General features: G+C 66.2%; 30 protein-coding genes. 3 read left to right on the top strand and 27 right to left on the bottom strand.

Features of this window, described 5'->3' with window-relative positions; all coding sequences use genetic code 11:
• Positions 1-57 precede the first annotated feature (57 nt).
• The 27 genes from E2651_RS20125 to rpsL all read right to left on the bottom strand — a co-directional run bounded on the left by E2651_RS20125 (position 58) and on the right by rpsL (position 16,927).
• On the bottom strand, positions 58-714 hold the full coding sequence (locus tag E2651_RS20125; protein WP_135332564.1) for an adenylate kinase: 657 nt from the start codon (positions 712-714) through the stop codon (positions 58-60).
• Positions 714-2,027: a preprotein translocase subunit SecY gene (secY, locus tag E2651_RS20120; RefSeq protein ID WP_135332563.1), complete on the bottom strand. Its 1,314-nt coding sequence runs from the start codon at positions 2,025-2,027 to the stop codon at positions 714-716. The genes E2651_RS20125 and secY overlap by 1 nt, the downstream gene beginning before the upstream one ends.
• 224 nt (positions 2,028-2,251) lie before the next feature.
• Positions 2,252-2,707: a 50S ribosomal protein L15 gene (gene rplO / locus E2651_RS20115; protein WP_055564835.1), complete on the bottom strand. Its 456-nt coding sequence runs from the start codon at positions 2,705-2,707 to the stop codon at positions 2,252-2,254.
• A 1-nt stretch (position 2,708) separates the two neighbouring features.
• Positions 2,709-2,891, bottom strand: a complete 183-nt coding sequence (gene rpmD, locus E2651_RS20110) for a 50S ribosomal protein L30 (protein WP_055553514.1) — start codon at positions 2,889-2,891, stop codon at positions 2,709-2,711.
• Entirely contained in the window at positions 2,891-3,493 is a 603-nt protein-coding gene (gene rpsE, locus E2651_RS20105) for a 30S ribosomal protein S5 (protein WP_135332562.1), read from the bottom strand. Before rpsE ends, rpmD begins: the two co-directional genes overlap by 1 nt.
• Positions 3,494-3,539: 46 nt before the next feature.
• Positions 3,540-3,923, bottom strand: a complete 384-nt coding sequence (gene rplR, locus E2651_RS20100) for a 50S ribosomal protein L18 (protein ID WP_135332561.1) — start codon at positions 3,921-3,923, stop codon at positions 3,540-3,542.
• A gap of 3 nt (positions 3,924-3,926) precedes the next feature.
• Positions 3,927-4,466 carry a 50S ribosomal protein L6 gene (rplF, locus tag E2651_RS20095; protein ID WP_135332560.1) on the bottom strand — a complete coding sequence of 180 codons (540 nt, stop codon included), beginning with the start codon at positions 4,464-4,466 and terminating at the stop codon, positions 3,927-3,929.
• A gap of 21 nt (positions 4,467-4,487) precedes the next feature.
• Positions 4,488-4,886: a 30S ribosomal protein S8 gene (gene rpsH, locus E2651_RS20090; RefSeq protein ID WP_135332559.1), complete on the bottom strand. Its 399-nt coding sequence runs from the start codon at positions 4,884-4,886 to the stop codon at positions 4,488-4,490.
• Between the two features lie 224 nt (positions 4,887-5,110).
• Entirely contained in the window at positions 5,111-5,296 is a 186-nt protein-coding gene (locus tag E2651_RS20080; protein ID WP_003956452.1) for a type Z 30S ribosomal protein S14, read from the bottom strand.
• 5 nt (positions 5,297-5,301) lie between these two features.
• Complete coding sequence (gene rplE, locus E2651_RS20075; RefSeq protein ID WP_135332558.1) at positions 5,302-5,859, bottom strand: 50S ribosomal protein L5; 558 nt, start codon at positions 5,857-5,859, stop codon at positions 5,302-5,304.
• Positions 5,859-6,182: a 50S ribosomal protein L24 gene (rplX, locus tag E2651_RS20070; protein ID WP_055553504.1), complete on the bottom strand. Its 324-nt coding sequence runs from the start codon at positions 6,180-6,182 to the stop codon at positions 5,859-5,861. Before rplX ends, rplE begins: the two co-directional genes overlap by 1 nt.
• A gap of 2 nt (positions 6,183-6,184) precedes the next feature.
• The gene (rplN, locus tag E2651_RS20065; protein WP_003974257.1) at positions 6,185-6,553 is read right to left on the bottom strand and encodes a 50S ribosomal protein L14; all 369 of its coding nucleotides are present in this window, start codon (positions 6,551-6,553) and stop codon (positions 6,185-6,187) included.
• Positions 6,554-6,659: 106 nt separating this feature from the next.
• Complete coding sequence (gene rpsQ / locus E2651_RS20060; RefSeq protein WP_055564830.1) at positions 6,660-6,944, bottom strand: 30S ribosomal protein S17; 285 nt, start codon at positions 6,942-6,944, stop codon at positions 6,660-6,662.
• Positions 6,944-7,168, bottom strand: coding sequence for a 50S ribosomal protein L29 (gene rpmC / locus E2651_RS20055; protein WP_003998824.1), 225 nt, complete (start codon positions 7,166-7,168; stop codon positions 6,944-6,946). Before rpmC ends, rpsQ begins: the two co-directional genes overlap by 1 nt.
• Positions 7,168-7,587: a 50S ribosomal protein L16 gene (rplP, locus tag E2651_RS20050; RefSeq protein ID WP_135332557.1), complete on the bottom strand. Its 420-nt coding sequence runs from the start codon at positions 7,585-7,587 to the stop codon at positions 7,168-7,170. Before rplP ends, rpmC begins: the two co-directional genes overlap by 1 nt.
• 5 nt (positions 7,588-7,592) lie before the next feature.
• On the bottom strand, positions 7,593-8,435 hold the full coding sequence (rpsC, locus tag E2651_RS20045; protein WP_135332556.1) for a 30S ribosomal protein S3: 843 nt from the start codon (positions 8,433-8,435) through the stop codon (positions 7,593-7,595).
• Positions 8,435-8,782 (bottom strand): 50S ribosomal protein L22, encoded by a 348-nt coding sequence (gene rplV, locus E2651_RS20040; protein WP_135332555.1) that lies wholly within the window; start codon positions 8,780-8,782, stop codon positions 8,435-8,437. The genes rpsC and rplV overlap by 1 nt, the downstream gene beginning before the upstream one ends.
• A 41-nt stretch (positions 8,783-8,823) precedes the next feature.
• The gene (gene rpsS / locus E2651_RS20035) at positions 8,824-9,105 is read right to left on the bottom strand and encodes a 30S ribosomal protein S19 (RefSeq protein ID WP_135332554.1); all 282 of its coding nucleotides are present in this window, start codon (positions 9,103-9,105) and stop codon (positions 8,824-8,826) included.
• Positions 9,106-9,117: 12 nt separating this feature from the next.
• A complete protein-coding gene (gene rplB / locus E2651_RS20030; RefSeq protein ID WP_135332553.1) occupies positions 9,118-9,954 on the bottom strand; it encodes a 50S ribosomal protein L2 in 837 nt (278 codons plus the stop codon).
• 38 nt (positions 9,955-9,992) lie between these two features.
• Positions 9,993-10,412, bottom strand: coding sequence for a 50S ribosomal protein L23 (gene rplW, locus E2651_RS20025; RefSeq protein WP_055553493.1), 420 nt, complete (start codon positions 10,410-10,412; stop codon positions 9,993-9,995).
• Positions 10,412-11,065 carry a 50S ribosomal protein L4 gene (gene rplD, locus E2651_RS20020; RefSeq protein WP_135332552.1) on the bottom strand — a complete coding sequence of 218 codons (654 nt, stop codon included), beginning with the start codon at positions 11,063-11,065 and terminating at the stop codon, positions 10,412-10,414. The genes rplW and rplD overlap by 1 nt, the downstream gene beginning before the upstream one ends.
• Positions 11,066-11,073: 8 nt before the next feature.
• A complete protein-coding gene (gene rplC, locus E2651_RS20015) occupies positions 11,074-11,718 on the bottom strand; it encodes a 50S ribosomal protein L3 (RefSeq protein ID WP_055553489.1) in 645 nt (214 codons plus the stop codon).
• Between the two features lie 14 nt (positions 11,719-11,732).
• On the bottom strand, positions 11,733-12,041 hold the full coding sequence (rpsJ, locus tag E2651_RS20010; protein ID WP_003948644.1) for a 30S ribosomal protein S10: 309 nt from the start codon (positions 12,039-12,041) through the stop codon (positions 11,733-11,735).
• 529 nt (positions 12,042-12,570) lie between these two features.
• Positions 12,571-13,764: an elongation factor Tu gene (gene tuf, locus E2651_RS20005; protein ID WP_135332551.1), complete on the bottom strand. Its 1,194-nt coding sequence runs from the start codon at positions 13,762-13,764 to the stop codon at positions 12,571-12,573.
• 152 nt (positions 13,765-13,916) lie between these two features.
• Complete coding sequence (gene fusA, locus E2651_RS20000; protein WP_135332550.1) at positions 13,917-16,043, bottom strand: elongation factor G; 2,127 nt, start codon at positions 16,041-16,043, stop codon at positions 13,917-13,919.
• Between the two features lie 39 nt (positions 16,044-16,082).
• A complete protein-coding gene (gene rpsG, locus E2651_RS19995) occupies positions 16,083-16,553 on the bottom strand; it encodes a 30S ribosomal protein S7 (protein ID WP_003974303.1) in 471 nt (156 codons plus the stop codon).
• A 2-nt stretch (positions 16,554-16,555) separates the two neighbouring features.
• The gene (gene rpsL, locus E2651_RS19990; RefSeq protein WP_003948652.1) at positions 16,556-16,927 is read right to left on the bottom strand and encodes a 30S ribosomal protein S12; all 372 of its coding nucleotides are present in this window, start codon (positions 16,925-16,927) and stop codon (positions 16,556-16,558) included.
• Positions 16,928-17,313: 386 nt separating this feature from the next.
• Here rpsL and E2651_RS19985 point away from each other — a divergent pair, with 386 nt between their 5' ends.
• The 3 genes from E2651_RS19985 to E2651_RS19975 all read left to right on the top strand — a co-directional run bounded on the left by E2651_RS19985 (position 17,314) and on the right by E2651_RS19975 (position 21,028).
• Positions 17,314-18,030 carry a Crp/Fnr family transcriptional regulator gene (locus E2651_RS19985; protein WP_135332549.1) on the top strand — a complete coding sequence of 239 codons (717 nt, stop codon included), beginning with the start codon at positions 17,314-17,316 and terminating at the stop codon, positions 18,028-18,030.
• A 116-nt stretch (positions 18,031-18,146) separates the two neighbouring features.
• Complete coding sequence (locus tag E2651_RS19980; RefSeq protein ID WP_135332548.1) at positions 18,147-18,890, top strand: hypothetical protein; 744 nt, start codon at positions 18,147-18,149, stop codon at positions 18,888-18,890.
• Positions 18,887-21,028, top strand: coding sequence for a hypothetical protein (locus E2651_RS19975; RefSeq protein WP_135332547.1), 2,142 nt, complete (start codon positions 18,887-18,889; stop codon positions 21,026-21,028). Before E2651_RS19980 ends, E2651_RS19975 begins: the two co-directional genes overlap by 4 nt.
• The last annotated feature ends 62 nt before the right edge of the window (positions 21,029-21,090 follow it).

The raw sequence follows: 21,090 nt of genomic DNA, 5'->3' as shown, positions 1-21,090 counted from the left end.
ACAGGGCCGCGGCACCCCCAGGGGGGTGCCGCGGCCCGAGTCACATCCGGTTACGCGTTACGCGTCCTCGCCAGACAGCGCGTCCATCGCGCGCTTGGTGACCTCGTCCACCTTGCCGAGCGCCGAGATCGTGACGACCAGGCCCTGGGTCTTGTAGTGGTCGATGATCGGCTCGGTCTCGCGGTGGTAGACGTCGAGCCGCTTGCGCACGGTCTCTTCCTTGTCGTCACCGCGCTGGTAGAGCTCGCCGCCGCAGACGTCGCAGACGCCCTCGGTCTTCGGCTTGCTGTACGTCACGTGGAAGACGTGGCTCGAATCGTTCCGGCAGATGCGGCGGCCGGCGATGCGCTTGACCACCTCGTCCTCGGGGACCTCGAGATCGAGCACCGCGTCGAGCTGCTGGCCGTCCGCCTTGAGCGACGCGTCAAGGGCCTCGGCCTGCGACACGTTCCGCGGGAAGCCGTCGAGCAGGAAGCCGCCCTCGGCGTCCGGCTGCGCCATGCGGTCCTTGGCCATGCCGATGGTCACCTCGTCGGGGACGAGGTTGCCGGCGTCCATGAACGCCTTCGCCTGCTTGCCCAGCTCCGTGCCCTGGCTGATGTTGGCGCGGAACAGGTCGCCCGTGGAGATGTGCGGGATCGACAGGTTCTTGGCAAGGAACGCGGCCTGCGTTCCCTTGCCAGCACCAGGAGGCCCGACGAGGACGATACGCATCAGCGGAGGAACCCTTCGTAATTGCGCTGCTGGAGCTGGCTCTCGATCTGCTTCACGGTTTCCAGACCCACACCCACGATGATCAGGATGCTTGTCCCGCCGAACGGGAAGTTCTGGTTCGCGCCGAAGCCCACCAACGCCATCGTCGGTACAAGAGCGATCAGGCCCAGATACAGCGAGCCCGGCCAGGTGATCCGGTTGAGTACGTAACTCAGATACTCAGCGGTCGGACGGCCAGCCCGGATGCCCGGGATGAAGCCACCATACTTCTTCATGTTGTCCGCGACTTCCTCGGGGTTGAACGAGATAGCCACGTAGAAGAAGGCGAAGAACACGATCAGCAAGAAGTACGTCGTGATGTAGATCGGGTGGTCACCCTTGGTCAGGTTGGCCTCGATCCACTGCTTCCACCCCGAGTTGCCCCCCGCGAACTGCGCGACGAGAGCCGGAATGTAGAGCAGCGAAGAGGCAAAGATCACAGGGATGATTCCGGCCTGATTGACCTTCAGCGGAATGTAGGTCGACGTACCGCCGTAGGACCGGCGGCCGATCATGCGCTTCGCGTACTGGACGGGAATGCGTCGCTGCGCCTGCTCGACGAAGACCACCAGGCCGACCATGACAAGACCGACCGCGATGACCGTGCCGAACTCGATCCAGCCGCCGGCCAGCGAGCCCTGCTGCTTGATGGCCCACAGGGCGCTCGGGAAGGTCGCGGCGATCGAGATGAACATCAGGATCGACATGCCGTTGCCGATGCCGCGGTCGGTGATGAGCTCACCGAGCCACATCACACAGGCCGTACCGGCGGTCATCGTGACGACCATGGTGACGGTGACGAAGATCGACTGGTCCGGAACGATCTCGCTGGCGACGGGGCACCCGGAGAACAGGGCGCCGGTGCGGGCGGTGGCCACCAGGCCGGTGCCCTGCAGGATCGCGAGCGCCACGGTCAGATAACGCGTGTACTGCGTGATCTTGGCCGTGCCCGCCTGGCCCTCCTTCTTGAGGGCCTCGAGCCGCGGGATCACCACGGTGAGGAGCTGAAGAATGATGCTCGCCGTGATGTACGGCATGATGCCGAGCGCGAAGATCGTGATCTGCAGCAGGGCACCGCCGCTCATCATGTTGACGAGACCGAACAACCCCTGATTGGTGTTCGCGACGTCCATGCAGGTCTGGACGTTCTTGTAACTGACACCAGGAATCGGTACATGCGTACCGATCCGGTAGATCACGATGATGCCCAGCGTGAAGAGCAGCTTCTTGCGCAGGTCGGGCGTCTTGAACGCCCGGGCGAACGCGGTGAGCACGGTGCCTCCTGCGACCCCCGCGCGCGTGCGTCAGAGGTTAGTGGTCTGAGGATCGACGAATACGAACAGTTCAGAAAACCGCGCGGGCAGACCGCACGGAGCTTAGACAGTGCACGCCACCTTACCGGCGACCGTGCCCCCCTTGGAACGACCAACCGGGGATGCCCCATATGTGGGGCATCCCCGGCTGGGAATCGCTCAAGTCATCGAGAAGCCTGATGAATTCAGACGAGCTCGGTGACGGTACCGCCGGCGGCGGTGATCTTCTCCTTGGCGGAGCCGGAGACGGCGTCAACCGTCACCTGCAGCGCCACGGTGACCTCACCCTGGCCGAGGACCTTGACAAGGCTGTTCTTGCGAACGGCACCCTTGGCGACGAGACCCTCTACGGTGACCTCGCCACCCTCCGGGTACAGCGCGCTCAGCTTGTCGAGGTTCACGACCTGGAACTCGGTCTTGAACGGGTTCTTGAAGCCCTTGAGCTTCGGGAGACGCATGTGGAGGGGCATCTGGCCACCCTCGAAGCGCTCCGGAACCTGGTAACGGGCCTTGGTGCCCTTGGTACCACGACCAGCGGTCTTACCCTTGGACGCCTCACCACGACCCACACGGGTCTTGGCGGTCTTGGCGCCCGGGGCGGGCCGGAGGTTGTGGACCTTCAGCGGGTTCTGCTCCGCCATGTCAGTCGACCTCCTCAACCGTCACGAGGTGGCGGACGGTGTGCACCATTCCGCGGAACTCGGGGCGGTCCTCCTTGACGACCTGCGTGTTGATGCCCTTGAGACCAAGGGAGCGCAGGGTGTCGCGGTGGTTCTGCTTGCTGCCGATGTACGACTTCGTCTGCGTGACCTTGAGGCGAGCCATTACGCACCCGCCCCGGCACGTGCACGGAGAAGAGCCGCGGGGGCGACGTCCTCGAGGGGCAGACCACGGCGAGCCGCGATCTCCTCGGGACGCTGCAGGCCCTTGAGGGCCGCCACGGTCGCGTGCACGATGTTGATCGCGTTGTCGGAGCCCAGGGACTTCGACAGGATGTCGTGAACGCCGGCGCACTCCAGAACGGCGCGCACCGGGCCACCGGCGATAACACCGGTACCGGGGGAAGCAGGCTTCAGCAGGACGACGCCCGCAGCCTTCTCGCCCTGGATCGGGTGCGGGATGGTGCCCTGGATACGGGGGACCTTGAAGAAGTGCTTCTTGGCCTCCTCAACACCCTTGGCGATGGCGGCCGGCACCTCCTTGGCCTTGCCGTAACCGACACCTACGGTGCCGTCACCGTCGCCCACCACGACCAGCGCGGTGAAGCTGAAGCGGCGACCACCCTTGACTACCTTGGCGACACGGTTGATCGCGACAACGCGCTCAACGTATGCGGTCTTCTCGGCGGCAGCGCCACCGTCGCGACCCTTCCGGTCCCGCCGCTCGCCGCCACCGGCACCGCTTCCGCGGCGCTGGGGTCCAGCCATTGGAATTACCTCTCTCTGTTACGTCCGCTAGCTCCGGAACCGGGGCTTAGAACTTCAGCCCGGCTTCGCGGGCGGCGTCCGCCAGAGCGGCAATGCGCCCGGCGTACTGGTTGCCACCGCGGTCGAACACGACGGCCTCGACACCCGCGGCCTTGGCACGCTCGGCAACGAGCGCGCCGACCTGCTTGGCCTGCGCAGACTTGTCGGCCTCGCCACCGCGGATCGAAGCGTCCATGGTCGACGCCGACGCAAGGGTGTGACCCTTGAGGTCGTCGATGACCTGAGCAACGATGTTGCGGTTCGAGCGAGTCACGACGAGGCGCGGACGCTCCGCCGTACCCGACACGTTCTTGCGAATGCGGATGTGGCGGCGAGCCTTGGCGGCACGCTTGTAAGCGTCACCCTTGGCGATCTTTACACCGTATGCCATGGCTTACTTACCTGCCTTTCCGACCTTGCGGCGGATGACTTCGCCCTCGTACTTGACACCCTTGGCCTTGTACGGGTCGGGCTTGCGCAGCTTGCGGATGTTGGCCGCAACCTCGCCGACCTTCTGCTTGTCGATGCCCTCGACCGAAAGCTTGGTCGCGGACTCCACCTTGAAGGTGATGCCCTCGGGGGCCTCGACCAGGATCGGGTGGCTGTAGCCCAGCGAGAACTCCAGGTTGGAGCCCTTCGCAAGGACGCGGTAACCGACACCGCTGATCTCGAGCTTCTTCACGTAACCCTGGGTCACACCGGTGATCATGTTCGCCACCAGCGTGCGGGACAGGCCGTGCAGGGCCTTGTTCTGACGCTCGTCGTTCGGGCGGGTGACGTTCAGAACGCCGTCCTCACCCTTAGCGATCTCGATCGGCGCGACGACGGTGTGCGAGAGGGAACCCTTGGGGCCCTTCACCGCGACCGTACGGCCGTCGATGGTGACGTCCACGCCGGCGGGAACCGTGATGGGGAGCTTGCCAATACGCGACATTAGCTATTCCTCCGTTCCCGACTACCAGACGTAGGCGAGGACTTCCCCACCTACGCCCTTCTTGCCTGCCTGCTGGCCGGTGAGCAGACCGTGGGACGTGGAGATGATCGCCACGCCCAGGCCGCCGAGCACCTTCGGCAGGTTGGTGGACTTCGCGTAAACCCGGAGACCGGGCTTGGAGATCCGCTTGATGCCCGCGATGGAGCGCTCACGGTTCGGGCCGAACTTCAGCTCGAGAACGAGGTTCTTGCCAACCTCGGCGTCCTCGACCTTCCAGCCCGTGATGAAGCCCTCCTGCTGGAGGATCTCCGCGATGTGAGACTTGATCTTGCTGTGCGGCATTCCCACGGTGTCGTGGTACGCCGAGTTCGCGTTACGCAGACGAGTCAGCATGTCCGCGATCGGATCAGTCATGGTCATGAATTGGCCTTCGGCCTCTCTCGCCGTGGTTTCCTATCTGCGCCATCCCTCTCCCCACTCAGAGGCGGGACGGGTGCGGCGCGGGGACCTACGGCGTAGTAAGTCGGTCAGGGCGGCAGGCGCCCAACCCTCCTAGCCTAAGCCATGGAGAGGTGGGCCACCTACCGACCAGATACTTACCGAGAGCCTCCAGTAATTCCCAAGTCCCTAAGGACAGAGGGGAATTACCAGGAGCTCTTGGTCACGCCCGGCAGCTCGCCACGGTGAGCCATCTCACGAAGGCACACGCGGCAGAGGCCGAACTTGCGGTACACGGAGTGCGGACGGCCACAGCGCTGGCAGCGGGTGTAGGCGCGCACACCGAACTTGGGCTTACGAGCAGCCTTGGCAATAAGAGCCTTCTTCGCCATCTCGCTTACGCCTCCTTGAACGGGAAGCCGAGGTGACGGAGAAGGGCACGGCCCTCAGCGTCGTTGGTCGCCGTGGTGACCACGGTGATGTCCATACCCCGGACGCGGTCGATCTTGTCCTGGTCGATCTCGTGGAACATGACCTGCTCCGTGAGACCGAAGGTGTAGTTGCCACGGCCGTCGAACTGCTTGGGGGACAGACCACGGAAGTCGCGGATGCGCGGAAGCGCGAGCGACAGGGTGCGGTCCAGGAACTCCCACATGCGGTCGCCACGGAGCGTGACGTGGCAGCCGATCGGCTGACCCTCGCGCAGCTTGAACTGCGCGATGGACTTCCGGGCCTTGGTGATGGCCGGCTTCTGACCGGTGATCGTGGTCAGGTCACGGACGGCACCGTCCATGAGCTTCGAGTCACGGGCGGCGTCGCCGACACCCATGTTGACCACGATCTTGACGAGGCCCGGCGTCTGCATGACGTTCTCGTACGAGAACTCTTCCTGCAGCTTGGCCGCGATCTCCTCGCGGTACTTCGTCTTCAGACGCGGAGTGGTGGTGGTCGTCATCAGATGTCCTCACCCGTCCGCTTGGCAACGCGGATCTTGTTGCCGTCTTCGTCGAAGCGGAAACCGACACGCGTGACGACCTTGTTGCCGTCCTTCTCCACGACGAGCTGAACGTTGCTCACGTGGACAGGGGCCTCGGTGGTCACGATGCCGCCGGCCTGCGAACCGCTGGCGGTCGGGCCGGCCTTCGTGTGCTTCTTGACCCGGTTGACACCCTCGACCAGGACGCGCTCGTCGCGCGGGTAAGCGGCAATGACCTTGCCCTGCTTGCCCTTGTCCTTACCGGTGATGACCTGGACCAGGTCGCCCTTCTTGATCTTCATGCTTACAGCACCTCCGGCGCGAGCGAGATGATCTTCATGAACTTCTTCTCGCGCAGCTCACGGCCCACCGGGCCGAAGATACGGGTGCCGCGAGGGTCGCCGTCGTTCTTCAGAATGACGGCGGCGTTCTCGTCGAAGCGGATGTACGAGCCGTCGGGACGGCGGCGCTCCTTGACGGTGCGAACGATGACCGCCTTGACGACGTCACCCTTCTTCACGTTGCCACCGGGGATCGCGTCCTTGACGGTGGCGACGATGACGTCACCGATGCCCGCGTAGCGGCGACCCGAGCCACCGAGAACACGAATGGTGAGAATTTCCTTCGCACCCGTGTTGTCGGCGACGCGAAGTCGCGACTCCTGCTGGATCACGTCTATCTCCTGTTTGTCTGCCGGTTCCCGGCAGGGGCTTCATCCCTTGCGGGAATCGGCCCCCACCGAGCCTGGCGGAACTGATCCGAGGGAAACCCCTCGGAAATTACTTGGCCTTCTCGAGGATCTCGACGATGCGCCAGCGCTTGGTCGCCGACAGCGGACGCGTCTCCATCAGGAGGACGCGGTCGCCGACGCCGGCAGCGTTCTGCTCGTCGTGCGCCTTGAGCTTGTTCGTACGGCGGATGACCTTGCCGTACAGCGCGTGCTTGACGCGGTCCTCGACAGCGACGACGACGGTCTTGTCCATCTTGTCGCTGACGACCAGACCCTCACGGGTCTTGCGGAAACCGCGGTCAGTCTTGGTCTCAGTCACGTTGCTCTCGCTCATCAGGCGCTCTCCACCGTCTCGATGCCCAGCTCGCGCTCACGCATCAGGGTGTAGATCCGCGCGATGTCCTTACGGACGGCCTTGAGCCGACCGTGGTTCTCGAGCTGACCGGTCGCCGCCTGGAAGCGGAGGTTGAACAGCTCTTCCTTGGCTTCGCGGAGCTTCGCGAGAAGCTCCTCGTCACCCAGTTCGCGCAGCTCGGACGCCTTGGTACCGGCCGACATCACGACTCACCTGCCTCGCGCCGAACAATCCGGCACTTCATCGGAAGCTTGTGAGCAGCGCGGGTAAGCGCCTCACGCGCAGTCTTCTCATTCGGGTAGGACAGCTCGAACATCACCCGTCCGGGCTTGACGTTCGCGACCCACCACTCGGGGGAACCCTTACCGGAACCCATGCGGGTCTCGGCGGGCTTCTTCGTCAGCGGGCGGTCCGGGTAGATGTTGATCCAGACCTTGCCGCCACGCTTGATGTGGCGGGTCATCGCGATACGAGCCGCCTCGATCTGGCGGTTGGTCACGTACGCCGGAGTGAGGGCCTGAATGCCGTACTCGCCGAACGCAACCTGCGTACCACCCTTGGACATACCGCTGCGCTTGGGGTGGTGCTGCTTGCGGTGCTTGACCCTACGAGGGATCAGCATGTCGGTCAGGCCTCCGTTCCGGTGCTCTCAGCCGGAGCGGCAGCTGCGGCGGGAGCCTCGGCCTTGGGGGCCTCGGCAGCCGGCGCGGACTGCTGCTGCGGCTTGCGGCCGCGGCCGCCACGCTCGCCACCACGGCCACCACGGGCCGGGCGGTCGTTGCCGCCACCACGGGCCGGGCGGTTACCCGCACGGGCCGCGGCGTTCTCGGCGCGGACCTCGGCGATGTTCTTGACGTCGCCCTTGTAGATCCAGACCTTCACGCCGATACGGCCGAAGGTCGTCTTGGCCTCGAAGAAGCCGTAGTCGACGTTCGCGCGGAGCGTGTGCAGGGGCACGCGGCCCTCGCGGTAGAACTCCGAGCGGGACATCTCGGCGCCGCCGAGACGGCCACCACACTGGATCTTGATGCCCTTGGCGCCGGCCTTCATCGACGACTGCATGCTCTTACGCATGGCGCGACGGAAGGAGACGCGGGAGGACAGCTGCTCCGCCACGGCCTGGGCCACGAGCTGAGCGTCGACCTCGGGGTTCTTGACCTCGAGGATGTTCAGCTGGACCTGCTTGCCCGTGAGCTTCTCGAGGTCACCGCGGATGCGGTCGGCCTCGGCGCCACGGCGGCCGATGACGATGCCGGGACGCGCGGTGTGGATGTCCACCCGCACGCGGTCACGGGTGCGCTCGATCTCAACCTTCGAGATGCCGGCGCGCTCCATGCCGGACGTCATCATCCGACGGATGGCGACGTCTTCCTTGACGTAGTCCTTGTACAGCTTGTCGGCGTACCACCGGGACTTGAAGTCCGTGGTGATGCCGAGCCGGAACCCGTGCGGGTTTACCTTCTGGCCCATTACCGGGTTCCTTCCTTGCTGCTGACGACCACGGTGATGTGGCTGGTCCGCTTACGGATCCGGTAGGCACGGCCCTGAGCACGCGGACGGAACCGCTTCAGGGTCGGGCCCTCGTCCACAAACGCCTCGCTGATGAACAGCGAAGAGGCGTCCGAGTGGTCGTAGTTGTGTGCAGCGTTGGCGATGGCGCTGTCCAGCACCTTGCCAACCGGCACGCTCGCGGCCTGCGGGGCGAAACGCAGGACCGCCTGAGCCTCCGTGGCATCCATGCCACGGATGAGGTCCACCACGCGGCGGGCCTTCATGGGCGTGACGCGGATGTACCGCGCCTGGGCCCTGGCTTCCATGGTTGTCCCTTCGGTGTAAGTCATAGTCGTTCCACCCCGCGCTAGCGGCGCTTCGACTTCCGGTCGTCCTTGACGTGGCCGCGGAAGGTGCGAGTCGGCGAGAACTCGCCGAGCTTGTGGCCGACCATCGCCTCGGTGACGAACACCGGGATGTGGGTCTTGCCGTTGTGCACCGCGATCGTGTGTCCCAGCATGGCCGGGATGATCATCGAGCGACGGGACCAGGTCTTGATGACGTTCTTGGTGCCGGCTTCGTTCTGGACGTCCACCTTCTTTACGAGGTGGTCGTCGACGAAGGGCCCCTTCTTGAGACTGCGCGGCATCTAAACCCGCTCCTAGCGCTTCTTGTTCGACTTGCGGCGGCGGACGATGTACTTGTTGCTCGCCTTGTTGCGATCACGAGTACGACCCTCCTTCTTGCCCCACGGCGAGACCGGGTGACGACCACCGGAGGTCTTGCCTTCACCACCACCGTGCGGGTGGTCGACCGGGTTCATCACGACACCACGCACGGTCGGGCGGACGCCCTTCCAGCGCATGCGGCCGGCCTTGCCCCAGTTGATGTTCGACTGCTCGGCGTTGCCGACCTCACCGATGGTGGCGCGGCAGCGGACGTCGACCAGACGGATCTCACCGGACGGCATACGAAGGTGGGCCATGGAGCCCTCCTTCGCCAGCAGCTGCACGGAGGCACCCGCGGAGCGGGCGAACTTCGCGCCGCCGCCGGGCCGCAGCTCGATGGCGTGGATCGTCGTACCGACGGGGATGTTGCGCAGCGCCATGTTGTTGCCGGGCTTGATGTCGGCGCCAGGGCCGTTCTCAACCCGGGCACCCTGTCCCAGACCACGCGGGGCCAGGATGTAGCGCTTCTCGCCATCGGCGTAGTGCAGGAGCGCGATGCGCGCGGTGCGGTTCGGGTCGTACTCGATGTGCGCGACCTTCGCCGGCACGCCGTCCTTGTCATGGCGACGGAAGTCGATGACGCGGTAGGCGCGCTTGTGTCCGCCACCCTGGTGGCGAACGGTGATCCGACCGGCGTTGTTACGGCCGCCCTTGCTGTGCAGCGGGCGAACCAGCGACTTCTCCGGCGTGGACCGCGTTACCTCGACGAAGTCGGCTACGGAGGAGCCACGACGGCCCGGCGTAGTCGGCTTGTACTTGCGGATTCCCATTTCTCAGTCCTCGTCCGATATTCGGACCGGGCGCTCCGTTAGGAGGCCTGGCCGAAGATGTCGATACGGTCGCCCTCAGCGAGGGTCACGATGGCGCGCTTGGTGTCGGCACGCTTGCCGAAACCGGTGCGCGTACGCTTCCGCTTGCCCTGACGGTTGATCGTGTTGACTCCGGTGACCTTGACCGAGAAGACCGCCTCGACGGCCTGCTTGATCTGGGTCTTGTTGGAGCCAGGGGCCACGATGAACGTGTACTTGCCCTCGTCGAGCAGCGCGTACGACTTCTCGGAGACGACCGGCTTGACGAGGACGTCGCGCGGGTCCGAGAAGGACTTGCTCAGCGGGGTGGGCTCAACAGCGATCTTGCCCTCGGTCGCGATGCGCTTCGCCTTGGCGACACGCGCGGCCTTGGCGGCCTTCGCAGCCTTGGACGCGATGCTCTGGTGACGAATAGCCATCAGGCTTCGCTCCCTTCGGTCTCATTGGCCTTGGGGCCAGACACGAAGGACTCGAAGGCGGCCTTGGTGAAGACCACGTCGTCCGAGACGAGCACGTCGTACGTGTTCAGCTGGCCCGGCTCCAGGATGTGCACCTGGGGCAGGTTGCGGGCGGAGAGCAGCGAAGTCTCGTCCGCACGGTCGATGACCAGGAGCACGTTCTTGCGCTCGCTGACCTTGCCGAGCAGCGTCTTCGCGGCCTTGGTGGAGATCTCGCCCTCGACCACGTTGGTGACAACGTGGATACGAGCGTTGCGGGCCCGGTCGGTGAGGGCGTGGCGCAGGGCCGCGGCCTTCATCTTCTTCGGGGTCCGCTGCGAGTAGTCACGCGGCTGCGGGCCGTGGACGACGCCACCGCCGGCGAACTGCGGCGCACGGGTCGAACCCTGGCGCGCGCGGCCGGTGCCCTTCTGGCGGTACGGCTTGCGGCCACCACCGCGGACTTCGCCACGGCGCTTGGTCTTGTGCGTGCCCTGACGGGCAGCGGCCAGCTGGGCGACGACGACCTGGTGGATCAGCGGAATGCTGATCTTCTCGACGTCGAAGATCTCCGCGGGGAGCTCGACCGTCCCGGTCTTGTCGCCTGCCGGCGAAAGGATGTCAATGGTGCTCATGGGTTACCTCAGGCCCCCTTGGCCGCGGTACGGACCAGGACGAGGCCGCCGTTCGGACCAGGAACCGCGCCCTTGATGAGCAGCAGACCCTTCTCCGCGTCAACGGCGTGGACGGTCAGGTTCTGGGTGGTGACCCGCTCGTTGCCCATGCGACCAGCCATGCGCTGGCCCTTGAAGACACGGCCGGGCGTGGCGCAGCCACCGATGGAACCGGGCTTGCGGTGCACACGGTGGGCACCGTGCGAGGCCTTGCCACCGGCGAAGTTGTGACGCTTCATGACACCGGCGAAGCCCTTGCCCTTGCTCTTGCCGGTGACGTCGACCTTGATACCGGCCTCGAACGTCTCGGCAGTCAGCTCCTGGCCGAGGGTGTACTCGCTGGCACCAGCGGTACGGATCTCGACGAGGTGGCGACGGGGGGTCACGTCGGCCTTGGCGAAGTGACCCTTGAGGGGCTTGTTCACCTTGCGCGGGTCGATCTCGCCGAAGGCGATCTGGACCGACTCGTAGCCGTCGCTGTCATTCGTACGGACCTGGGTAACGACGCAGGGTCCGGCCTTGACCACGGTCACCGGGACGATGCGGTTGTTCTCGTCCCAGACCTGGGTCATGCCGAGCTTCTCGCCCAGGATGCCCTTGATCTGCTTGGTCATCTTCTCCGCGCCCTTCAGAGCTTGATCTCGATGTCAACGCCGGCCGGAAGGTCCAGGCGCATCAACGAGTCAACGGTCTTGGGCGTCGGGTCGAGGATGTCGATCAGGCGCTTGTGCGTGCGCATCTCGAAGTGCTCGCGCGAGTCCTTGTACTTGTGCGGCGACTTGATGACGCAGTACACGTTCTTCTCAGTGGGCAGCGGCACCGGGCCCGCGACCGACGCACCAGTGCGAGTCACCGTCTCGACGATCTTCTTCGCCGAAGAGTCGATGACCTCGTGGTCGTAGGCCTTGAGCCGGATGCGGATCTTCTGTCCCGCCATGGCTACTTGGTAGTCCTTCGTCTCGAACGCTCTGGCTCCCGGAAGGCCCTTTTTTCCACTTCCTCCGACCCACGCGGTCGGGCGTGTCGCAGTCCCGCTCACGGAGATTTCCCGAAGGATTTCCCTGCTAGGGGCTGCGGCCCAGATGACCGCGGGTCCGGGGGAAGAAACCCACCGGGCGCCTGGCTGAGCCTCCGCACTGCACTTCCCAGAAGATTCCCGTACGTCCGCTCCAGCGCTGCCGCAAAGCGACAGATGGGGCGACGAGTACTGTGGGACTCGCTTCCGGTCCTCCCGGCGGGAGGCGCGCAGCATCGGCACTCAACCGAGCAACCTGGACAGTGTGCCATACGTGGGACTCCGAAGGCCAATCGGGCCGACCTGTCAAGCTGCCACGGCCTGCGTCGCGTACGCAAAGAGCGCATACGAAGGACGCAAAGAGCCCCGCCCACCCGAAGGTGGACGGGGCTCTTCGCTGCGCTCAGTTCAGAGCGACCGGGTCTCCCCGATCTTCAAGCAAGCGGGAAGCTTACTTGTTGATCTTGATGACCTGGCCGGCGCCGACGGTCCGGCCACCCTCACGGATGGCGAACTTCAGGCCCTCTTCCATCGCGACGGGCTGGATGAGCTCAACGGTCATCTCAGTGTTGTCGCCCGGCATGACCATCTCGGTGCCCTCGGGGAGGGTCACGACGCCGGTCACGTCCGTGGTACGGAAGTAGAACTGCGGGCGGTAGTTGTTGAAGAACGGGGTGTGACGGCCACCCTCGTCCTTCGACAGGATGTAGGCCTGGGCCTCGAACTCGGTGTGCGGCGTGACCGAACCGGGCTTGATGATGACCTGGCCGCGCTCGACGTCCTCGCGCTTGATGCCACGGAGGAGCAGACCGACGTTCTCACCGGCCTGGCCCTCGTCGAGCAGCTTGCGGAACATCTCGATGCCGGTGACCGTGGTGGTGGTCTTCTCCTGCTTGATGCCCACGATGTCAACGGTCTCGTTGACCTTGAGGACGCCACGCTCGATACGACCGGTGACGACGGTGCCACGACCGGTGATCGTGAAGACGTCCTCGATCGGCATCAGGAACGGCTTGTCGACGTCGCGCTCGGGCTGCGGGATGGACTCGTCGACGGCCTTCATCAGGTCGAGGATGGTCTTGCCCCACTCCGGGTCGCCCTCGAGCGCCTTGAGCGCCGAGACCTTGACGACCGGCAGGTCCTCGCCCGGGAAGTCGTACTCGGAGAGGAGCTCACGGACCTCGAGCTCGACGAGCTCCAGGATCTCCTCGTCGTCCACCATGTCGGCCTTGTTCAGGGCGACGACGACATACGGAACGCCGACCTGGCGGGCCAGGAGCACGTGCTCCTTGGTCTGCGGCATCGGGCCGTCGGTGGCGGCGACCACGAGGATGGCGCCGTCCATCTGCGCGGCACCCGTGATCATGTTCTTGATGTAGTCCGCGTGACCGGGGCAGTCGACGTGCGCGTAGTGGCGCGTCTCGGTCTGGTACTCGACGTGCGCGATCGAGATCGTGATACCGCGCTGGCGCTCCTCGGGAGCCTTGTCGATCTGGTCGAAGGCCGAGGCCTCGTTCAGGTCCGGGTACGCGTCGTGCAGCACCTTGGTAATGGCGGCCGTGAGGGTCGTCTTACCGTGGTCAATGTGACCGATGGTGCCGATGTTGACGTGCGGCTTAGTCCGCTCGAACTTCGCCTTCGCCACTGGGTCCTCCTGTGGAGTGGTTCTGTACGCCTTGCTTCATCGGCGCCAGGTGATCTTTGCTGGGATGCCCGGGGCCCGGGGCACCCGGCCCGAAGAGGGCCGGAATGCCCCGGAGGCTCCGGAGTCAAGCCTAAAGCGTGAACTCGGGTGAGTTACTCGCCCTTGGCCTTCGCGATGATCTCCTCGGCGACGTTCCGCGGAACCTCGGCGTAGGAGTCGAACTGCATTGAGTAGCTTGCGCGACCCGACGTCTTGCTGCGGAGGTCTCCGACGTAGCCGAACATCTCCGAGAGGGGCACGAGGCCCTTCACGACGCGAGCGCCGCTGCGCTCCTCCATGGCCTGGATCTGGCCACGGCGGGAGTTGATGTCACCGATGACATCGCCCATGTAGTCCTCGGGCGTGGTGACCTCGACGGCCATCATCGGCTCGAGCAGCACGGGCTTGGCCTGACGCGCGGCCTCCTTGAAGGCCTGCGAACCGGCGATCTTGAAGGCCAGCTCGGAGGAGTCGACCTCGTGGTAGGCGCCGTCGAGAAGCGTGATGCGAACACCAGTCATCTCGTAGCCCGCCAGGATGCCGAACTGCATGGCCTCCTGCGCACCGGCGTCCACCGACGGGATGTACTCCCGCGGGATACGGCCACCGGTGACCTTGTTCACGAACTCGTACGACGCCTCGCCGCCCTCGATGGGCTCGATCGCGATCTGCACCTTGGCGAACTGACCGGTACCACCGGTCTGCTTCTTGTGGGTGTAGTCCACGCGCTCGACGGCCCGACGGATCGTCTCGCGGTACGCGACCTGGGGCTTGCCGACGTTCGCCTCGACGCGGAATTCGCGCTTCATGCGGTCGACGAGCACCTCGAGGTGAAGCTCGCCCATACCACCGATGATGGTCTGGCCGGTCTCCTCGTCCGAGTGGACCTGGAAGGAGGGGTCCTCCTCCGAGAGACGCTGGATGGCTACACCCAGCTTCTCCTGGTCACCCTTGGACTTGGGCTCGATGGCGACCTGAATGACCGGCGCCGGGAAGTCCATGGACTCCAGGATGACCGGCTTCTTGTCGTCACACAGCGTCTCACCGGTGGTGGTCTGCTTCAGGCCCATGACGGCGACGATGTCGCCGGCGCCCACCGAGTCGATCTCCTCACGCTTGTTCGCGTGCATGCGGTAGATCTTGCCGATGCGCTCCTTCTTGCCCTTGACGGAGTTCAGCACCGCGGTGCCGGCCTCCAGGCGACCGGAGTAGATCCGGACGAAGGTGAGCTTGCCGAGGTGCGGGTCGGACGCGATCTTGAACGCGAGAGCCGACAGGGGCTCCTCGTCCGAAGGCTTGCGCTTGACGACGACCTCGGGGTCCTTGACGTCGTGGCCCTCGATGGCCTCGACGTCCAGGGGCGACGGGAGGTAACGCACGACCGCGTCGAGCAGGGGCTGAACGCCCTTGTTCTTGAACGCGGTGCCGCAGAACACGGGGGTGACGGTGGTGTCGCCGCCCTTGCCGGAGGCGATGGTGATGCGACGGATCGCCGCGTACAGCTGCTCCTCGGTGGGCTCCTGGCCCTCGAGGTACAGCTCCATCATCTGCTCGTCGTTCTCGGCGACAGCCTCGAGCAGCTTGCCGCGGTACTCCTCGGCAGCCTCGGTGTGCGTGTCGGGGATGTCGACGATGTCGTACGCCTCGCCCATCTTGGTCTCTGCGGACCAGACGAAGGCCTTCATCGTGACGAGGTCGACGACACCCTTGAAGTCAGCCTCCGCGCCGATGGGCAGCTGCATGACGATGGGGGTCGCACCGAGGCGGTCGACGATCATGTCGACGCAGCGGTGGAACTCGGCACCCGTGCGGTCGAGCTTGTTGACGAAGCAGATACGCGGGACGCCGTAGCGGTCCGCCTGACGCCACACGGTCTCGGACTGGGGCTCAACACCGGCGACGCCGTCGAACACCGTCACGGCACCGTCGAGCACGCGGAGCGAACGCTCCACCTCGACGGTGAAGTCGACGTGGCCCGGGGTGTCGATGATGTTGATGGTGTGGTCGACATCGTTCATCGGCCAGTGACAGGTGGTGGCAGCAGAGGTGATCGTGATGCCACGCTCCTGCTCCTGCTCCATCCAGTCCATCGTCGCGGCGCCGTCGTGGACCTCGCCGATCTTGTACGACACACCGGTGTAGAACAGGATCCGCTCGGTGGTCGTCGTCTTGCCCGCGTCGATGTGGGCCATGATGCCGATGTTGCGCACCTTGGCCAGGTCAAGTGAAGTGGTAGCCATATCGGCTCAGTCTTCTCTCGGTCTCGATGTGGGTAGCGACTACCAGCGGTAGTGCGCGAAGGCCTTGTTGGACTCGGCCATCTTGTGGGTGTCCTCGCGCTTCTTCACAGCGGCACCAAGGCCGTTGGAGGCGTCGAGGAGCTCGTTGAGCAGACGCTCGGTCATGGTCTTCTCGCGACGGGCGCGGGAGTAACCCACCAGCCAGCGCAGGGCCAGCGTGTTGGCACGACCGGGCTTGACCTCGATCGGAACCTGGTAGGTCGCACCACCGACGCGGCGGGACTTGACCTCGAGGGTCGGCTTGATGTTCTCGAGCGCGCGCTTGAGCGTGATGACCGGGTCGTTGCCGGTCTTCTCGCGCAGGCCCTCCATGGCGCCGTACACGATGCGCTCGGCGGTGGAGCGCTTGCCGTTCAGCAGCACCTTGTTGATGAGGGAGGTCACCAGAGGAGAACCGTAGACCGGGTCGATGATGACCGGGCGCTTCGGGGCGGGGCCCTTACGAGGCATTCTTACTTCTCCTTCTTGGCGCCGTAGCGGCTGCGGGCCTGCTTGCGGTTCTTGACGCCCTGGGTGTCAAGGGAGCCGCGGATGATCTTGTAACGAACACCCGGCAGGTCCTTCACACGGCCACCACGCACGAGCACGATGGAGTGCTCCTGCAGGTTGTGTCCCTCACCCGGAATGTAGGCCGTGACCTCGATCCCGGAGGTCAGACGCACACGCGCGACCTTACGGAGGGCCGAGTTCGGCTTCTTCGGGGTGGTCGTGAACACACGCGTGCAGACGCCACGGCGCTGGGGCGAACCCTCAAGTGCGGGCGTCTTGTTCTTCTCGACCTTGTCCTGCCGGCCCTTCCGGACCAGCTGCTGGATCGTAGGCACTACTTCTCCGGTTTCTGTGTGCCGAATAGTAAAGCTAACCTGGAACGTCGCCGACCCACGCGGTCGGGTGTGTCGAATGCTGCAGACTCCCGCCGCAAGGCGGAAAGGGGCGCAGATTACGGTGGCCGTTCTCGGACTCGCACAGCGGCTGAAGACACGCGCACGAGCCCAGGCACACCCCAGGCACAAGGTCTGAGCGTACCTACCTCATCGAGTTCGGTCAAAACAAATGCGGTGGGGGGCGACACGCCGGGCTTTTCGCTCCTCCGAGCTCCCCTCTCGGCCAGAGCGGCTGGTTGTCGCCCGTTCCCGGCGCGGTCACCTGAAGTACGTTGACTGGTTGCGAGATCAATGGCATCGGCGCACGTGAAGACGGGGGCAGCGGGATGGCCGGGGGGCAGACGCAGACAGCGGGCGGCGACGGATTAGACGACCGGGTGCCCTTCCTCGCACGCCTTGAGAGGGACGACCGCACCGCTCTGATCGCCATCGGCCGTCCCCTGCGTTATCCCGCACGCGGCGTGCTCATGCGCCAGGAGGAGCCCTCCACCCATGTGCTGCTGCTCCTCCAGGGCTGGACCAAGGTCACGGCGACCGCGGCCAACGGCTACGAGGCCCTCCTCGCCCTGCGCGGGCCCGGCGACATCATCGGCGAGGGTGCCGCCCTCAGCGGACGCGGCCGATCGGCGACCGTGACCGCCCTCGAGCAGGTCGAGGCGGTCGCCATCGAGCAGAGCCGCTTCACGGGCTACCTCACCGACAGCCCCCAGGTGGCGCTCAAGCTCCTGGGTCTGGCCACCGACCGGCAGCGCTCGACCGACCGCCGCCGCCTTGAATGGGCGGCCCTCTCCGTGCGCGAACGGCTCGCCGTCCTGCTCCTCGACCTCGTACGCACCCACGGCACCCACACCGACGAGGGCATCGCCCTGACCATCCCGCTCAGCCAGCAGGAATGCGCGGGGTCGGTCGGCGCCTCCCGCGAGGCGGTCGCCCGTCTCCTGAAGGAGCTGCGGGACCGGCGGATCGTCGTCACGAGCCGCCGCCGGATCGTCGTCGTCCGGCCTGACGTGCTGCGCCGCATCGCCGGAAGCGGATCCACGTAGCCCGTCGTGCTCTGTGCACACGGTCACAGTTCGTACGCGTCATCGGCCCTCTGAGGATCGTCCACGACCCGCCATCGTGCTGGTCGACGGATCAACCCGACAGACGAGAGGCCGACATGACCGAGCCCGTGAACCGCACGATCCTGCTCTTCGACATCGAGAAGTTCGGCACCCGGGACGACGTCGAACAGGCGTTCCTCCGGCGGCTCCTGTACGACGTCGCGGACGGCACGCTCAACGCCGCCGGTGTCAGCGAGACGGCGCGGCTCCGCACCGACCGAGGTGACGCCGTCGTCGAACTCATCGACGCCAACGTGCCGGTGTCCACGCTGGTCAAGGCGTTGCTCACCGAGACCCCGATGCTGCTGCACGCGAAGAACCGGCTGATGGCGAGCAGCACTCAGATCCGGCTGCGCATCGTGCTCGCCGCCGGATACGTCGCCCTCGACGAGAACGGGTGGGTCGGATCGGACCTCAACCACGCCTTCCGGCTCCTCGACGCCGACCCGCTGCGAGAAGCGCTGAAGTCCGCCGACGGCAGCAGCGTTCTCTGCGTCTCGGACAGCGTGTACCAGGGCGTGGTGCGCCACGGGCACCACGGAGTGCGACCCGAGGAGTTCCACCAGGTCACCGTGGAGGCCAAGGAAGGCCCCACGAGCGCCTGGCTGCACCAGGTCCCCTCCGCCGAGCGGAACGGCGGGAGCGCTTCCCTGCCGGGCTCTCCCGGCCCCGGCGGCTCCACCGGCTCCCCTTCCGGGAGTACGCAGATCATGGGGTCGCAGTACGGAGTGGCCGGCGGTGATGTCAACGGCAACCTCTCCTTCGACTTCCGCGGCGATGACCGGGGCGGAAAGCAGTGAGCCAGGAGGGACCGGGGCCGTCCGCGGCGGGGAAGCCCGCGAAAGGCGACCGTCCGGACAAGGCCGAGAAGCCCGGCAAAGGCGCCGCCCCCGCGGACGCCGGCTCCGCCGCCGAAGGGCAGGAGCAGGACGAGCAGGCGCAGGACCCCGGGGAACGGCAACCGGCATGGGCCGCCCGACGTGACCTCATCGACCACACCCCCGAGACGCTGGTCGCCCGCGATCAGTTCGGGGTGGTGGGCGGCCATGTGGCGGGCGACGTCATCTTTCAGCTCGGCTCGCCGGGATTCGGCACCTCCCCCCGCACGGCGTCCGGCCACATCCCTCCAGGCCGCCTGGAGGAACTGGAGCCCGTCTACCGGACCTGCCCGAGCTTCGACGAAGCGTTGGCACGGCTCCGGGACGAGCACATCGTCATCCTGCGAGGCAGCCGTGCCAGCGGGCGCGGGTCCGCCGCGCTGATGCTCCTTCACCGGCTCGGTGCCCGCCCCATCCGGCTGCTCGAGCCCGGCACCGCGCCGGCCGCGCTGCCGGACTCCCTGGACGGCGCGGCGGGCTACCTCCTGCACGATCTGACCACCAGCCGCAGCAAGCCGCTCCTGGAACCCCACGTCCTGGGCATGCGGGAGCAGCTGGCCAGGCACGGTGGTCTGTGCGTGATCACCGTGGAGGCGTCGTCCGTGCTGCTCGATGTCCCTTGTGTCACGTGGGAGCCGCCCCCGGTCGAGGACGTCCTCGCCGCTCACGTGGTGCACCTGGCGGGCGCGGAGGCGTGGCAGCAGCTGCGTCGGGCCCAGCCGGTCGAGGAGTTCATCGCCCGTACCCATCAGCCGGCGGAGACACGCAAGTTCGCCAGGCAGCTCGCCGCTCATCACCGGGGCGAGCTCGACGAGGAGAAGCTGATCGACTTCGCCCGGTCGGCGCTGGCCGACCGGGTCACCCGGTGGCTCACCGAACCGGAGAAGCCGGACGGAGACGAGCTGCGCGACAAGGCGTTCCTCATCTCCCTCGCCGTCTTCGACCGCGCTCCGTACGCCACCGCCGCCGAGCTGGGCGACAACCTCTTCGTCCAGCTCCAGGAGACGGCCAATCCGTACGAGGCACCCCGCATCCCGATCTTCGGCAGTTCCATCCCCTCGCGGCTCGAGCTGGCCCACGCGCTGGGCTGTACGCGGGACGAGGCGACGGAATGGGGTCCGGTGTCCCAGTACTCCGTCGAGTTCGAGGACGTCGACACCGCTCGCGTGCTGCTGCGCGAGGTGTGGACCGTCCACCCCTCGTCCCGGCCCGCCCTGGTGCGCTGGCTCCAGCAACTCGCCTCGGACGGCCGCCCTTTGGTCCGCACCCGGGCCGCCGCGGCCACCGCGCTCCTCGCCGAGGCCGACCTCTCGTCCGCCATGGCCCACCTGATCGAGCCGTGGGCCAGCGGCAGGTCGTACAACGGCTGGCTGACCGCCGCCAACGCGCTCAGCCTGGCGGGTCTGCTCGAAGTGGCGGGCGTCCAACGGATTCTGCACACCTGGTGCACCGGCGAGCATCCCAGCCGCCGCTGGACCGCCATCCGCGTCTACGGACTCCTCGGCCCCCAGCACCCCGAAGCAGCGCTGGAGGCCCTGCTCGACGCCGTACGCCTGGAGAACGACGAAGAGGAGGAGGTGAACCAACTCGCCGAAGCCACCCAGTTGCTGCTCCTCGCGGTCCGCGGGCCGGTGCTCAGGGAACTCGTGCCGCTGCTCCACGACGACCACACGGTGCACGACCACGTCCTGCGAGCCTTCGGCCTTGCCTGCCGCGAGACGGAGGAAGGCACCGAGCGCCCTCTCGTCCTGCAGTGGTACGCCACTGCCCTGGCCGACCCGAGCAGCGACGAGGACGACCTGCTGGCCGCCCTCTGGCGTGCCGCGCTGGGCGATCGCGCCCATACCGACGGCGCTCTGGAGACCCTGCAGCAGTGGCTCCGCGCGGCGGAGCACGACCGGCATGTCGAGGAGTCGTTGGCCCAGCTGCTGTCCGGCCTCGCAGCCCCCGCCACCAACCAGCACCGGATCAGCTACCTCCTGCGCACCGCGCGAGAGGCGGACGGCAGCGTCCTGGGCGTCACGGACCGCCTGCAAGCAGCCGTCCCAGCGCTTTCATGAGCCCCGAGGAGCCCGCCGTGGCCAACCGTCATCCGCAGCCGGACCCATCGATGACCCAGCCC

This window comes from Streptomyces sp. MZ04, assembly GCF_004684775.1.
Lineage (GTDB): Bacteria > Actinomycetota > Actinomycetes > Streptomycetales > Streptomycetaceae > Streptomyces.
This window is presented reverse-complemented; position numbering and strand designations above follow the sequence as displayed.